The sequence below is a fragment of the Pedobacter frigidisoli genome (assembly GCF_032678525.1).
GTDB classification, from domain to species: domain Bacteria; phylum Bacteroidota; class Bacteroidia; order Sphingobacteriales; family Sphingobacteriaceae; genus Pedobacter; species Pedobacter frigidisoli_A.
The window spans coordinates 293,056-308,615 of record NZ_JAVTSE010000001.1 but is presented as its reverse complement, the minus strand read 5'-3'; the positions used below and the strand labels follow the sequence as shown (position 1 = coordinate 308,615).

The following is a 15,560-nucleotide window of genomic DNA, read 5'->3' as shown; positions in this document are numbered from 1 at the left end:
GCGTTTTCTATAAATATCTTTTATCCGTTAATCTTTGTTTTTAGTTTCCTGAACTTCCAAACGAATCGCCTGAGCCAGGTTTTTCAAATCCTGCATGCCTTTACGAACACGTGTTCCGGCAGCGCTGTTTCCTTTAGTATAAAACTTGTCTGCATCAGCTTCCAAAGCTGCGATTAAACTTTTTACTTCTTCAAATTTTTTCATTTCTTAGTACTCCTGTAATTTTAAAGGTTTGAGTTTTAATTATCTAACTCTAATTTAAAGGCTTTGTTGCAATTAAAGAACTTTTTATCCAAGAAAATAATCAATTTAAAGTGCTTTTTTTCCACATCAATCGATCTAAGCACAACTTATTTGCAATTGGTAGATGTGAAGGTTTATGGCTTTTATCCGATGAAGATAAAGCTTTAATTGGAAGCAATAATACCAAAGCGGGGAAATCTCTTGTGAAACTTCCCCGCTTGATCAACGATTAATTTGTTACCAAATGGTTATTATCTGTTTCCTTCAATGGAATTTTCCAGGTCCATTTATTGTTATCTGTTGGTAGAATGGTAATAGCCAAACTGGTAATAAAGTTACCCCCATTGGCATAAGCTTTCCTCACTATGCTATCTCCCCATCTTTTCATATCAAACCAGTCAAATCCTTCACCCCATAATTCAATGGCACGGTATTTCTTAATTTCACCCAGTAAAGCGGCACCCGTTTTGGTGTTGGTGTAGCTCTCATCTCTTTTTGATGTCTTATTAAGCTCGATTAAAAGATTCTGAATACTTGCGGCATCCTTGTTTTGGAAATATTTAGCCTCTGCTTCAATCAAATACATTTCAGATGAGCGGAAATGGTTTAGATTACCAACACCAGGCTGATCATTTGCTGCCACTTTGAATTGCATATATGCATATACGGTTGAAGTGCTATATATATTTGGATACAAAACAAATGCTCTTGCCTTGAGCGCAGTTCCTGCAACTCCTGTTGAGGTGGTGTAACTGTAGCCCGTTGGATCTAAAAACAATGACTTTCTAATGTCGGTAGCAGGAATCTGATCGAACAGTTCTTTGCTGATACATTTCGGCGTAGACCTTACCGCACTTGCCGAAGAATTATAAGCCATATAAGAGAAATATGAGTAATAATAAAGGGTTTCATCCGAAGCCCCATAACTGCTCCAGATCCACTCTGAGGTAGCATTTGAGAAACCTGCTTTATAGTCGGCAACAGACATTAATGCGTAACCTGTTCTGGCTTTAACTGCGTAGCTTTCTGCATTTGCATAATCCTGACGGTTAAGTGCTGCCCGGGCATAGATTGCATAAGCAACATTTGCATTCACCTCATAGTTGGTGGTTCTGGATTTTCCTGATGAGGCGTACAGGCTGATAGCCTGATTAAGATCACTGTAGATTAGATTATAAGTTTCAAGCAGGGTTGATCTTGCCATATCTCCTGTGGTAGATTCGGTTCTTAATACCAGTCCAGGAGTTGAACCATTGTTTGAATCCGACCATCTGTTTCCATAGAGCTGGGCAAGCATCATATAGCAGTAGGCCCGGTAAGTAAGCGCCTGCGCTTTAATAAATTGTTTATCTGCATAAGGACCACTCGCTGCATCTATATTATTGGCAATAGCGTTTGCATTACCGATAATCATGTAGTAATAATACCAGGGATAATAATCATAAGTGCTTGAAACATTTTCATTTAAAGTTCCATTGATGATCGTTGCCCAGCCTGAAAGGTTAACAAAGAAGTTATTTCCGGGGTAGTTACCATAATACATTTTAATGGTTCCCTCACCATTGAATCCTTGTGAACTCAGGTATTGGGTGGTCATCAGTTTGGCAAGACCATTGATGGCAAGTTTTGCATTAGCGGTGGTTTCAAATACTGTTGCAGTACTTGTTGAAGAAGTCGGTTCAGTTTCAAGCCATTCTTTCTTACATGAAGAAAGAAATGCCAAAGCTGAAAATATTGTTAGAAAAAGTGTTTTTTTCATGTTAATCAAGATTAATATTAAAATCCAACATTAATACCCAAAGAGAATACCCTTGGAGTCACGTATGCGTTCTGGCTTGTTCCGGCGAATGACTGCTGAGGATTCATGCCCTGTAATTTGGTAAAGGTGAATAGGTTCTCAATTCCAAAATTTACTTTCACCGAAGAAACATCAAATTTATTGGTGAATGAAGCTGGCAACTGGTATCCTACCGCAATGTTTTTGATCACCAGGTAAGATCCATCCTGTAAGAACCTTGATGAAGTCGCGTTATTTTTATCACTTCTTGCATAATCAATTACTGGAATTCCGTTAGGATCAATCCTGTCAGCAGAAGTAGCAGTCATACCCGCGGGAACTCCAGACCACGCACTCAATAAATCTTTATGCAATGCACTCACACTTCCAGACATACTCATTAAGGAAGCATACGAATAATCGTAAGTTTTCCCGCCAAGGGCATAAGTGAAGATTCCCGATAGAGAAAAATTCTTCCAGTTCAGGTTAGTAGAAAAACTGCCATAAACATCTGGAATAGCACTGCCGCTCCAATCTCTTTTCGCATAGGTGGTGTAGGTGGTATAGTATTGGCCATTGATATTCACCAGGTATTGACTAGGTAAATCTGTTTTTCCAGGAGCAGATCCGGCAACATTAAAATTCTGCGTGTCTGCAAGATAAAGTGAATTTCCAGTCATCTGATCTACACCCACATACTGATAGGTCCAGAAATCATACACGCCATGCCCTTCCATGTATTTATACAACCCTGAAACAATCCCGTTCTGGCTGTTTTCATCAGCGAGGCGAACAATTTTGTTTTTCATAAAGGTCGCATTAACTCCTACGTTCCAGTTCCAATCCTTACTTTTAATGATGTCTACATCCAGGGCGAGCTCTAAACCTCTGTTTGATATGCTACCTACATTCTTTTGAATTACAGATTCAGCTGCAGAGGTGGAGGTACCACCGGCAGACAAAGGCAGGTTTAAATCAAAGAGTAAATTTTGAGATCCTTTATCAAAATATTCAGCACTAAAATTCACGCGGTCGAATAAACGCCCTTCAATTGCAGCACCAAAAGAAGATGAAGTTTCCCATTTCAGGTCTTTGTTTCCAAACTGAGAAATGGTCAAAGCAGACTTATTCGCATTTTGTCTCAACGCATACAAATCATAATAGGAATAATATCCTGCGCCAGAGTCATTACCTACCTCACCATAAGATGTACGCAGTTTTAAGTTATTCACAACTGTTGCAAGTGGTTTGAAGAATGCCTCTTTAGATATTATCCAGCTTCCACCTACTGACCAGAAATTACCCCATCTCGAGCCCGAATAAAATCTGGAAGACGCGTCTCTTCTGAATGATGCCTCTAGGAAATATTTATTATCATAATTGTAGCGGCCACGACTGAAATAACCTTCTGTGCGGTAGTCTACCTGATAATCTGTTAAGTTTGTAATGTTATTGAAGTTAACCAGCTCAGTCGCATTTGCGAAGGTCTCGGTTGTTTTATAACCGTACAGGTAGTTATAGTTATAATAATAGTTTTCATGTCCTACTAAAGCATCGAAAGTATGAAGACCTATTTTTTTCTCCCAGTTCAGCAACTGCTGAGCGGTATAATTTTTATAACGATAAGTGGTACGTGATGCGCGTCCTGCATTTCCAGCTCCATCGCCAATCAAGGCATTGTCGTAGGTCTGCTCTTCATCATTCCTTACATTTAAATCTCCCTTTACTGTGAAGGTAAAATCTTTTAAGAATTTGATATCAACATAGGCTTGGCCGGCCAATGTATTACGAAAACCCGTGTCCTTATTTAAATCATTCTCCCAGATGGAGTGTCTTCCAACATACTGATTGCGGGTATTGGTACCATCATCATACAATTGATTTCCAGATGCATCAAGGGTATATTCACCCGTGGTGATGTCGTGCAAGTGAACAGGATATATTGGAGCTATTTGTCTGGCATAGTTAAATACGTTGGTATAAGAACCAGCGCTGCTTGTAGATCCGTTTGTCAAGTTTGTCTTTTGATGAGATCCAGACAAATTAAAGCCATATTTCAACCATTTTTTAGCCTGAATATCTGCATTGATTCTACCAGTCAAACGCTTAAAATCTGCATTGGTGATATATCCTTTCTCATTTAAATAACCAATTGAATAAAACAAATTGGATTTCTCGTTAGAATTAGTGGCATTAAGGGTATAATCCTGACGGTGACCGGTGCGAAGCGAACCCTCATACCAATCTAAATCGCCCGAATAACCTGGAAGGATTGATGCATCTGACCTTAATTTACCATTGCTGTCAAATAACTGGGTTGAGGGTTTATCGTATATATTAAGCTTTAAATAATCACTGATTAAATTGCTGGTTGCCCTTGCGCCGGCAAGCGCCGCGGTAGAATAAGTGGTTGGATCACTTGTAAGCAAATAATTCTTGTACCCCTGCCACATGGCTTCCATATATTCATTGGCATTCAGCTTTTCGTACTCCTTGATTCCTCTGTTATAAAAGCCTTGATTGGCAATCAGATTCAGGCTGCTGGATCCTTTACGTCCTTTTTTCGTTGTCATGATGATGACCCCGTTAGAAGCCCGGTTACCATAAAGAGTGGTAGCAGAAGCATCTTTAAGCACAGAAATACTCTCAATATCTGCAGGATTGATATCGGAAACGTTCCCGCCAAAAACTACGCCATCAATTACGTATAATGGTGTATTACTTCCGTTAATTGTTGTAAAGCCTCTGATTCTTACGGTAGGTTCAGCTCCAGGCTGGCCAGATGTATTATTTACCTGAATACCTGGTGCAGCGCCTTCTAACGCAGCCATGGCATTGGTAATCGGTCTTTTGCCAAGATCATCTGCATTTACCTGCGCAACAGCTCCTACAAGAGATTCCCTGGTAGCTGTACCGAAAGCAACTACTACCACGTCAGCCAGCTGAGCTGAAGATATTGTTAAAGTCACATTAACTGAGTTCGAAGCTCCTAACAGAATTTCTTTGGTTTCATAACCTAAATATGAAAATACAAGTGTGGTACTTTCTGCAGGCACTTTAATTGTGAATTTTCCATCACTATTCGTCGATGCAACTAAGGAAGTTCCTTTTACGCGTACAACCGCGCCTGGAATTGGTAAATTATCATCACCAGATTTTACGATCCCTGTAACGGTTCTGTCAACTATCAATGGCGCAGCTGATGATAACGAATGTTGAGCAGAATAAATAGTGGCGAACGATGCATTTGCCGTGAATAAAAATAGGACAAGGGCCGCGATTACTGCTTTGAAAAACAGTATTCCTGTTATTTCAATTTTAGCATCATGGCATGAATCAGGCAATATTACATTGCCTTGGGATTGTAGACAATCTCTCATGTTTTGTTGTTTGGTTTTTACTAGTTAGTGAATGTAGGCTTATAAGCCCATGAGGTGTCAGCGCTAACTGACTGTAGATCTGCAGATCTGTTTTTTAGGATGATTTTAGTAGGGTTTGTTCAAATTGCCTGGTTTTTTAAGTTTAACATTTATTTCCCTTTTCCAAATTTCTGATTATACCAATCCAATCTAATGCACACAATAGATTCAGGCCACGAGCATCGTCCTGGCATGGAGAGTTAAAACAGAAATCTTTGATTAGTTTTTGCATTACATCCATAATGGATGAATGCTAATTTGAGAGGTAATTTGAAAGGAGTATTTCGAATAGAAAATATACAAAAATCAACCCCTTCCTTGGGGCGAAAGTAGAAAAGAATGAATAAATCCACAATTATTTAACACTTTCTTTAATAAATGTTAAATATTTTGGAATAATTAGCACATTATTTTAAAACTATTACAATAAAAAAATAACTGAAAACCAGAAAGATAGCCTGCACACGGTTGCCGATCATTAAAATTTGCAATATTTTTATTACAACCTCGCTGCAGAAGCAAAATTATCCCCAAGTCAGATCTGCAATTGGAGATAAAAGAAAAAAAGGCAAAAAAAAACCGGCCAAAATTGACCGGCTCATATATTGAAATTGCCTTATGCGATCTGAAACTGGTTTTCTTTATAGTAACCATTCTCGAGCTTTTCAGCTACTTCGCTGAATGCATCTAAGGTACGCTGAACATCTTCCAGGGTATGTACTGCCGTTGGAATTAAACGCAGCTCAATCATTCCTTTCGGGATTACCGGATAAACCACAATTGAGCAGAAGATGCCATAGTTCTGACGAAGGTCGAAGGTAATCGCTGTAGCATCTGTAAGTTCTCCTTTTAAGAAAACCGGTGTTACCACAGAATCAGTTACCCCTAAATCGAATCCACGCTCACGTAAACCTTTTTGCAAGGTTGTAGCAATTTCCCAAAGTTTATCTTTTAACTCTGGCTGGCTTTTTAACAGCTCTAAGCGCTTCAATAAACCGATAACCATTGGCATTGGCAATGCTTTGGCAAATGTTTGCGAACGCATGTTATAACGCAGGAAATTGGTGATTTCTTCAGTAGATGCAACAAAGGCACCGATCCCGGCCATTGACTTGGCAAATGTACCGAAGTAAACATCTATGCCCTCAATACAATCCTGCGCTTCGTGCGTACCTGCTCCTGTTTTACCCATGGTACCAAAACCGTGAGCATCATCAACTAATATACGGAACTCGAAATCTTTTTTAAGGTCTACAATTTCTTTTAATTTACCTTGTGCACCACTCATTCCAAACACACCTTCAGTGATCAAAAGAATACCACCACCAGATTCTTTTGTCAGTTTGGTAGCACGTTCCAGTTGTTTACGGGCACTGTCGATATCATTGTGTTTATAAACGAAACGTTTACCCATATGAAGACGAAGGCCGTCAATAATACAGGCGTGAGACTCCGCATCGTAAACGATCACATCATTTCTATCCACCAAAGTATCAATGATGGATACCATACCCTGATAACCGTAGTTCAATAAGAATGCATCAGGTTTTCCTACGAAAGCAGCAAGCTCCTGCTCCAGTTGCTCATGATATTTTGAGTTACCGCTCATCATGCGTGCACCCATTGGGTAAGCCATACCGAACTGAGCAGCAGCTTCTTCGTCTGCTTTTCTAACTTCCGGGTGATTGGCTAAACCTAAATAATTGTTTAAGCTCCAAACTAAATGCTCTTTCCCTTTGAACTGCATGTGTGGTGCAATTTCTCCCTCCAGTTTTGGAAAAGAGAAATACCCATGAGACCATTTCTGGTGTTGACCAAGTGGTCCCATGTGTTTTGCTATCTTATCAAATATATCCAATGTATTATGTATTTTGTATAATAAAAATTTTGCGAATTTACGTTTTATCCGGCTTAAAATCAACCAGATTAATCCAGAGCATGTCAATTAAGACTTTTTAATGCTCCAATTTTATGCCAAAAAAGCCCCGGTTTACCCGGGGCTTTAAAAATTATACTTGGTTTGATCTAGTCAACATTATCGTGTAAGAAAGAATTGTTAGGTCTGATTTCAGTACCACCATCCTGGTCATTGCTTAATGTAAAACGACTCACCTGCGATTCGGATGAATGTTGAACCTGTTGCAATTGCATTTGTTTACGTTTATAAGCAGGCTCATTTTCCAATTCCTGTAATCCATTGGTTGTACGCAATTTCATACTTAAATCTTTTAAACGAAGGATACGTTCTTTAGATTTTCTCAATTGCTCTTCCATTGATTCGTCGCTCTTATCATCATCAAGACCTACAACCGGCATTTCAACTTCCGGCTCTGGTTCAGGAATTGCGAAGGTTTCTACAGCAGGAGTTTCGAAAACAAAATTCGTTTCGGCCAGTTTCACTTCAAATTCGAAACCGCTTTCATTTGGCTCTTCTGCCTGCGGCTCTTCTTCCATTAAAGTGTGACGAACGATTGCAGGCTCAGATTCCTGTGCGTTTTGCACTTCTGATTTATTGAACATGCCACCGAATAAATCTGCCTGTGGCGCTTCCTCCTTGGTTTTCAAAACCGGCTCGTATGATGGCGTAACTGGTTTCGGCTGAATGAAAGAGTTCATTGGTTCCACCGGACGAACAAGCGGCGCTTCTTCAGGCGTTAACAGAGAAATTTTCTTTTTGTTTTTTTCCTCATGAACACGTTCTTCCGATGTCTGGAATCCTGTAGCAATAATCGTTACAGAAAGTTTATCTCCCAGGGATTCATCAGTACAGTTACCCCAGATTAAATCTGCTGATAAGCCTGCTTTTTCCTGAATATAATCGGTAATGATTGAAACCTCATCCATTGTTACTTCACGAACACCAGAACTGATGTTGAGCAAAATATAACGGGCGCCTTCAATTTCACTGTCTTTTAATAATGGAGATGCTAAAGCGCCTTCCACTGCCTGTAATGCACGGTCGTCGCCTTCAGCTGCATGCGATCCCATGATGGCCACACCGCTTTCTTTCATTACGGTACGCACATCTTTAAAATCCACGTTGATGTATCCCGGAACGGTAATGATTTCAGCAATGCCTTTCGCCGCAGTAGTTAAGATATCATCTGCCTGACCGAAAGCGGAACCTAAGGTAAGATTTCCGAAAATTTCACGTAAGCGATCGTTAGAGATGACCAGGTAAGAATCCACATATTTCTTTAGCTCCTCCATCCCTTCGTCGGCCTGCAGTCTGCGTCGTTTCCCTTCGAAAGAAAAAGGAGTGGTGATAATGGCTACTGTTAAGATATCAAGCTCTTTCGCTGCTTTGGCAATAATCGGCGATGCACCGGTTCCGGTTCCACCACCCATTCCCGCTGTAATAAACAACATCTTGGTGGTATTGCCCAGCATGGCTTTGATATCATCAATATTCTCAATAGCTGAGTTTTTACCCACTTCAGGGATAGAGCCCGCACCCATTCCTTCGGTCAAACTAGCACCTAGCTGTACCTTGTTAGGAATTGGGCTGGATTCCAAAGCCTGAGCATCGGTATTACAAATTATAAAATCCACACCCGTAATACCAGACAGGTACATATGGTTTACTGCGTTGCCGCCACCGCCTCCAACACCAATTACTTTGATGATTGAAGACTTATCTTTTAACATTTCGAACTGCATATCTTTATGAATCAGTTGTTTAAAAATTTTTAAATTCTGTTCATTACTCAACGTAATATTAACACTTTTTCAACAGAGGTTTTCCACAATTGTTAGAAATGTGGAAAACTCCTTTTATGTTGAAAATTTCTCTAGCTTTTTAGGTAATCTTCATCACTCACATTCATATCATCCTGAATAAATGTTCTGGTTTTTGCGAGCAGTTTATCAAACAAACCTGGTCCACGCTTCTCTTTTTCTTTGATGGTTTTTGGTTTTTCTACAAAAACGCCCGGCTGTTTCATTTCTTCCATCAGCTCTTCTGCTTTTTGAATACCTTTAATCAGCAGACCCACACTGGTAGCATACATAGGGCTTTTCAAATCATCATAAATGGTTTTTGGCATTTCTTCATATTTCGATAAATGCTCATTTGGATAACCAATACGGCAATCTAAACCGGTAACATATTCAACCGCTTGTGATAAGTGCTTCAGCAATGCTCCTCCACCAGTGATTACAATTCCACCGATGAGTTTTTTCTCATAGCCAGAAGATTTAATTTCGTAATACACATGCTCAATGATCTCTTCCATACGGGCCTGAATCACATAAGCCAGGTTTTTAACCGATATCTCTTTTGGTTCTCGGCCACGAAGTCCAGGTACGCATATAATCTCGTTTTCTTTATTCTCTTCAGCCAGAGCAGAACCAAAACGTGTTTTCAACAATTCAGCCTGGTTACGCATTACAGAGCAGCCCTCTCTGATATCTTCAGTAACACTGTTACCCCCAAAAGGGATTACTGCTGTATGACGGATAATTCCCTCATGGAAAATCGCAATATCAGTGGTACCACCACCAATATCAACCAATGCAATACCTGCTTCTTTCTCTTCCTCGCTCAACACCGATTCAGATGACGCCAATGGCTCAAGAATTAAATCCTGAGTCTGCAATCCTGCATTATTTACACATTTGATGATATTCTTCACCGCAGTAACCTGACCTGAAATGATATGGAAGTTAGCCTCAAGGCGAACTCCAGCCATACCAATCGGATCTTTTATACCCGGTTCGTTGTCGATGGTAAATTCCTGTGGCAACACATGGATGATTTCCTCACCCGGCGGCATTACCAGTTTAAACATATCATCAATCAACTTGTCGATATCTTTTTTACCGATTTCGTTGTTTAATTCTCTTCTTGTTAAAATTCCTCTATGCTGTAAGCTTTTGATGTGCTGACCAGCAATTCCCACATTTACCACCTGTATTTCTACATTGGATTGTCCGCTTGCTACTTCAACTGCTTGAGCAATGCCCTGTACGGTTTTCTGAATGTTCGAAACTACTCCACGTGTAACACCTGCCGATTCCGCCTTCCCTATTCCTAAAATTTCGATCTTACCGTGCTGTGTTCTGCGACCAACGATAACACATATTTTTGTAGTACCGATATCCAATCCTACTACAATGGGCGACTGACTGGTAAATTTTGCCTTGTCCATATTTGTTAATTTTGCTGAGTTTTATATTGTTTTTCTAGGGCTCTGATTTCTTTTTCTCTTGCTTCTTTCTGTTTTTTAAGTTCTGCTGCACTTAAGGATGCTTTTGCAGTACTGGTTCCAGTTTTAAGCTTGTCTTTGTTATCTGTTGATTTCTTCTGTTGTGTCGTGGTTTCTTTCGGTTTTACTGCTGCAATGACCTGAGTTTTTTTCACCTCCGTCTTCGGCGGATCAACCTTTTTCACTTCGGCTTTCTTTAGTTCTGCTTTTTTAGGCTGTTCCTTTTTTGTTTCTTCCTTTTTTGGCGTTGGTTTCGTTTCCACCTTTTTAGGGGCTGCAGGCGTTGCCATCACTACAGGTTCCTCACTGATCATGGTTTTTATCAGCGAATCAGAAACTTTTTGTCGTATTCTCAAACTGTCTGCCGAGGAAATTGTTTTCGTCCTTCTTGCAATTTCTGTCGAATCTCTTTTTTCGCATACCACCTGATTGGTGTACTTGATATTGATCGTTCTATAAGTTTCCCACCCCACCTGCGGCATAGCTTTTTTATAAAACAACAGCAAGTTGGTCATCTTCTTCTCTAAGGAGTCGGCATTACCCAGAATAATACGCTGGTTACCCACTCTCGGTACCAATTCGATATCGTTTTTCTGGTCGACTACAATCTGCTCAATCTGTGCATCCCAAAGGGTGTCTTTTTTAATGTAAAGTGCCGTTTTGTAAAGATCATGTGCCAGTTTAGTATGCAGCGTATCTACCCTGCTTCCAAACACCTCTGTAATATTTCCCGTTGCCACCAGTACGTTTGCTGTAAAGTTTGCAGAAATCGGCATCTTCAATCCATCATTATCGATGTAAAAATCCTGACCGCCATTGTTGAGTATCCTAACGATGGGCTGTCTTTGTTTTACCTCAATGTGCAACACACCGTCCATTTCCACATATACCTTTGCAAAGGCGATATAGGGATTAGACTGCAGTTTTTTCTCAATCTGATGAATATTGATTCCTTCGATATTTCTGCCCAGTAGTACACCCTGATCTTCTTTCAAGATGGCGTCAATCTCTTCCCTTTCGATAAAATTATCGGCTCCGGGAATCAAAATTTTAATATCTGTACACTTTACCGTCTGCTTTTTCACATTGATGAAACTGAAAAGCACAACCAGTCCTGCCAGGCTAATCAGCCAGGCAAAACCTGTAAATATGGCGCTCCAGTTTATTCTTTTAAGCATTTTGTAATGTATTTTTTAGCGGGTCGATAATGGTATCAATATCACCTGCACCCACTGTTAAAATTAATTCAGGCTTTGTATCTTTCACATACTGAATTACAAAGTCTTTTTCACATACCCTTTTGTTCTCCAGGGTTATTTTATCTAATAAGTAAGCTGCATTAATGCCTTCAAGCGGTAACTCCCTGGCCGGATAAATTTCCAGTAACAAAAGTTCATCGGCAGTGCTCAACACACTTGCAAACTCATCTGCAAAATCCCGGGTACGGGTAAACAAATGTGGCTGAAAGATTACTGTCAGCTTTTTATCCGGATAAAGTTGTCTCACCGCATCAAAACAGGCTTTCAGCTCTTCAGGATGATGTGCGTAATCATCAATATAAATCTGGTTTCCGTTATTGAAGATGTATTCAAATCTTCTCTTTACCCCCTTAAAGTTCGCAACCGCCTGCTTTACTTTTCCGGCATCAATGCCCATTTGTAAAGCGATGGCGATGGCCACTGTTGTGTTTTCTACATTATGCTTACCAGGCAACATCAAATTAATATCCTGGATCGCATGACTATCATCATGATAATCAAATACAAATTTCGACCCTTCTACCCGCAGGTTCTCCGCCCTGGCCTGTGCTGTTGCACTAGCCGCATAGCTGATGCTGTTTCCCAGGGGCAACCCCTCATGTATGTATAATGAACCACCGGTTTTAATCTGTCCTGCATACAGTCTGAACGATTCTTCCAGATGACTTTTATCACCATAGATATCCAGGTGGTCGGCATCCATCGAAGTGATGACAGCGATATCAGGATGCAGCGTTAAGAAAGAACGATCATACTCATCGGCCTCTACCACCATTACATTGTTATCTCCGAAGAGCACATTACTATTGTAATTACTGGTAATGCCGCCCAGAAATGCGGTGCAGTCGTAACCGGTATCTTTTAAAACGTGCGCGATAATGGACGAAGTAGTGGTTTTACCATGTGTACCTGCCACACCAATACAGAACATCCCTTTAGAGATGATGCCCAATACCTCCGAACGTTTCTTAAGTGAAAAACCCTGATCCCTGAAATGATTCAGGATTTCAGAATCTTTCGGAATTGCCGGCGTGTAAACAATCAGGGTATCCTCCGCATGGGTGATAAAGGCTTCGGGCAAAGCTGAAAGTTCATCTACGTAGGTAATGGTTATGCCTTCCTCTTCCAGGGCTGTTGTGAGTTTGGTTCTGGTTTTATCATAACCGGAAACCAGAAGCCCCCGCTTCGCAAAATAACGGGCAATAGCGCTCATACCGATACCACCGATACCAACAAAAAAGACCCTGTTTATTTTACTTAGTTCCATTTTCTTTATTCTGAGATGTGAGATTTAATTGCTCACATCTATTTAATCAGTTTCAACACTTCTCCGGCAATCACTTCATCGGCTGCCGGTAACGCCATTTTTCCTATATTTTCCGAAAGCCTTTCGCTCTGCGCTTCATTATTCAGTAATTCCAATGCCGCCTTCACCAGTGTATCTTCGGCAACACGGTCGTTAACCAACTGTGCGGCACCATTTTTAACCAGCGCCATTGCATTTTTAGTCTGATGATCTTCAGCAACATTTGGCGAAGGCACCAGGATTACAGGCTTTTGAATCAGGCAAAGTTCCGCAATGGTTCCTGCTCCTGCCCGGCTGATGATCACATCCGCTGCTGCATAAGCCAGGTCCATTTTATTTAAAAACTCGAGGATGCGCACATTGGGATGGTATTCCAGTCCTAAACGTTCAATGATTCCCTTGTAATAATATTTCCCTGTCTGCCAGATCACCTGCACGTCCTGTGCGATGATTTCCGGCAAATGTTTTTCAATTGCTTTATTCAATGTCCCTGCTCCGAGGCTTCCCCCGGTTACCATGATTGTTTTCTTCAAAGGGTCGAGCCTGAGCAATTCAGCTCCGGCATGGTGTTTCCCTTTAATGTCAATCACTTCTTTTCGCACTGGATTCCCCGTTTTCAGGATCCTGTCGGCAGGAAAAAATTGCGACATCTCATCGAAGGCCACACAAATTTTTGAAGCCTTTTTTCCGAGCCACTTATTGGTTACTCCTGCATAGGAATTTTGTTCCTGAATCAGGTAAGGAATACCTTTAAGTGAGGCCGCGTATAATAAGGGACCAGAAGCATAACCGCCTACCCCCACTACCACATCAGGCTTAAAATCATTGATAATCTGCATTGCTCTGCGTACACTGCCTATAATCTTAAAAGGCAGGCTCAGGTTTTTGACAATCGACCCCCGCTGCATGCCACTAATGTTCAGGCCAATTATTTTATATCCGGCAGCAGGAACCTTTTCCATTTCCATACGGCCGTTTGCACCCACAAACAGAATTTCACAGGAGGGCACCAAACGCTTGAGCGCGTTGGCTATGGCTACGGCGGGGAATATGTGCCCGCCGGTGCCACCACCTGATATGATAATTTTTGGGGAATTATTCATTTTTTTTTACAATTATTGATTGAGTGTATGATTTACCTATCCAAAAGCCGGTATCTCACCAACAATCACTTTATTTTTAACCTTTTCTTTATCTTCTTTCAAACCTGCCGTTGCATTCTCTTCCACATCGCGGCTAACACTTAATATAATTCCAAAGGCCACACTGGTAAAAATCATGGAAGTACCTCCCATACTCACCAGTGGCAGGGGTACTCCTGTTACCGGGCCCAATCCAACTGCTACGGCCATATTGGCAAAAGCCTGAATGGTTAAACTGAAGCTCAGCCCCGCAGCCAGCAAAGCCCCGAAGGCCTTGGGCGCCCGGGTTACGATTTTTATACACCGGTATAAAAGCACCAGGTAAAGTATCATAATGGCAATTCCTCCCACAGTCCCCCATTCTTCAATAATAATGGCGAAAATAAAATCCGAATATGGGTGTGGCAGGAAATTGCGTTGGGTACTGTTACCTGGCCCTTTACCAAAAACACCACCAGTGGCCAGGGCAATTTTAGCCTGGTCGGCCTGGAAAGTTTTATCTGAGTGCTGCATCTCAGGATGCATGAACGTATTGATACGAGACATGTAAGTTTTTCTCCGCGGTCCGAGGAAGAAAACAAACAGCAATAATACAAAGCCACCTGCGCAAACAATGGCGATTTGTTTGATACTGATCCTGCCGATGATCAACAGCAAAATACTTACCCCAAACAACATCAGCGCGGTAGATAAGTTGGCCAATGCAATCAGCACGAACACCACGCAAACGGAACCCATAATCGGGATGAATGACTCTTTCACGTTTTTGATGTTCTCCTGCTTTTTGGTCAGCATGCGGGCTAAAAATGTGATCAGTGCCAGCTTCGCCAAATCGGAAGTTTGAAAGGTTAAACCAATCACCGGGATTTTCACCCACCTCGATGCATCATTCAGATTGGTACCAAACAGTAAAGTATATACCAGCAAGGGTATGGTTACAATCATCAGTATCTTCGAAATTCCTGCATAATATCTGTAATCAAGCAAATGGGCGATATAAATCATCCCAATACCCATCAGCACAAAAATGAGGTGTTTGGTGAGCAGCAGCTTTTCAACGGCTTCCCCTTTTTTATAAGCAAGCGTTCCTGTAGCACTATATACCGCCATTACCGATATAAGCGAAAGCAGGATGATGATCAACCAGATCCATCTATCGCCCTTTGTTTTATTGAGTAGTGCCTGAAACATCTTTTTAGCCTCCTAT

At 41.0% G+C, this 15,560-nt stretch carries 10 protein-coding genes; all 10 read right to left on the bottom strand.

Going from position 1 to position 15,560, the window contains the following annotated elements; all coding sequences use genetic code 11:
• Positions 1–27: 27 nt before the first annotated feature.
• The 10 genes from R2Q80_RS01255 to R2Q80_RS01210 all read right to left on the bottom strand — a co-directional run bounded on the left by R2Q80_RS01255 (position 28) and on the right by R2Q80_RS01210 (position 15,544).
• Complete coding sequence (locus R2Q80_RS01255; protein WP_047798251.1) at positions 28–204, bottom strand: histone H1; 177 nt, start codon at positions 202–204, stop codon at positions 28–30.
• 268 nt (positions 205–472) lie between these two features.
• Positions 473–2,002, bottom strand: coding sequence for a RagB/SusD family nutrient uptake outer membrane protein (locus tag R2Q80_RS01250; protein WP_316797852.1), 1,530 nt, complete (start codon positions 2,000–2,002; stop codon positions 473–475).
• Positions 2,003–2,019: 17 nt separating this feature from the next.
• On the bottom strand, positions 2,020–5,400 hold the full coding sequence (locus tag R2Q80_RS01245; protein WP_316797851.1) for a TonB-dependent receptor: 3,381 nt from the start codon (positions 5,398–5,400) through the stop codon (positions 2,020–2,022).
• 655 nt (positions 5,401–6,055) lie between these two features.
• Positions 6,056–7,297 (bottom strand): aminotransferase class I/II-fold pyridoxal phosphate-dependent enzyme, encoded by a 1,242-nt coding sequence (locus R2Q80_RS01240; RefSeq protein WP_316797850.1) that lies wholly within the window; start codon positions 7,295–7,297, stop codon positions 6,056–6,058.
• A gap of 167 nt (positions 7,298–7,464) precedes the next feature.
• Complete coding sequence (gene ftsZ, locus R2Q80_RS01235) at positions 7,465–9,099, bottom strand: cell division protein FtsZ (protein WP_316797849.1); 1,635 nt, start codon at positions 9,097–9,099, stop codon at positions 7,465–7,467.
• A 131-nt stretch (positions 9,100–9,230) separates the two neighbouring features.
• A complete protein-coding gene (gene ftsA, locus R2Q80_RS01230; RefSeq protein WP_047798253.1) occupies positions 9,231–10,589 on the bottom strand; it encodes a cell division protein FtsA in 1,359 nt (452 codons plus the stop codon).
• 5 nt (positions 10,590–10,594) lie between these two features.
• The gene (locus R2Q80_RS01225) at positions 10,595–11,824 is read right to left on the bottom strand and encodes a cell division protein FtsQ (RefSeq protein ID WP_316797848.1); all 1,230 of its coding nucleotides are present in this window, start codon (positions 11,822–11,824) and stop codon (positions 10,595–10,597) included.
• Complete coding sequence (gene murC, locus R2Q80_RS01220) at positions 11,817–13,172, bottom strand: UDP-N-acetylmuramate--L-alanine ligase (RefSeq protein WP_316797847.1); 1,356 nt, start codon at positions 13,170–13,172, stop codon at positions 11,817–11,819. The genes R2Q80_RS01225 and murC overlap by 8 nt, the downstream gene beginning before the upstream one ends.
• A gap of 38 nt (positions 13,173–13,210) precedes the next feature.
• Positions 13,211–14,314: an undecaprenyldiphospho-muramoylpentapeptide beta-N-acetylglucosaminyltransferase gene (gene murG / locus R2Q80_RS01215; RefSeq protein WP_316797846.1), complete on the bottom strand. Its 1,104-nt coding sequence runs from the start codon at positions 14,312–14,314 to the stop codon at positions 13,211–13,213.
• A gap of 36 nt (positions 14,315–14,350) precedes the next feature.
• Complete coding sequence (locus R2Q80_RS01210; RefSeq protein ID WP_316797845.1) at positions 14,351–15,544, bottom strand: FtsW/RodA/SpoVE family cell cycle protein; 1,194 nt, start codon at positions 15,542–15,544, stop codon at positions 14,351–14,353.
• Between the last annotated feature and the right edge of the window lie 16 nt (positions 15,545–15,560).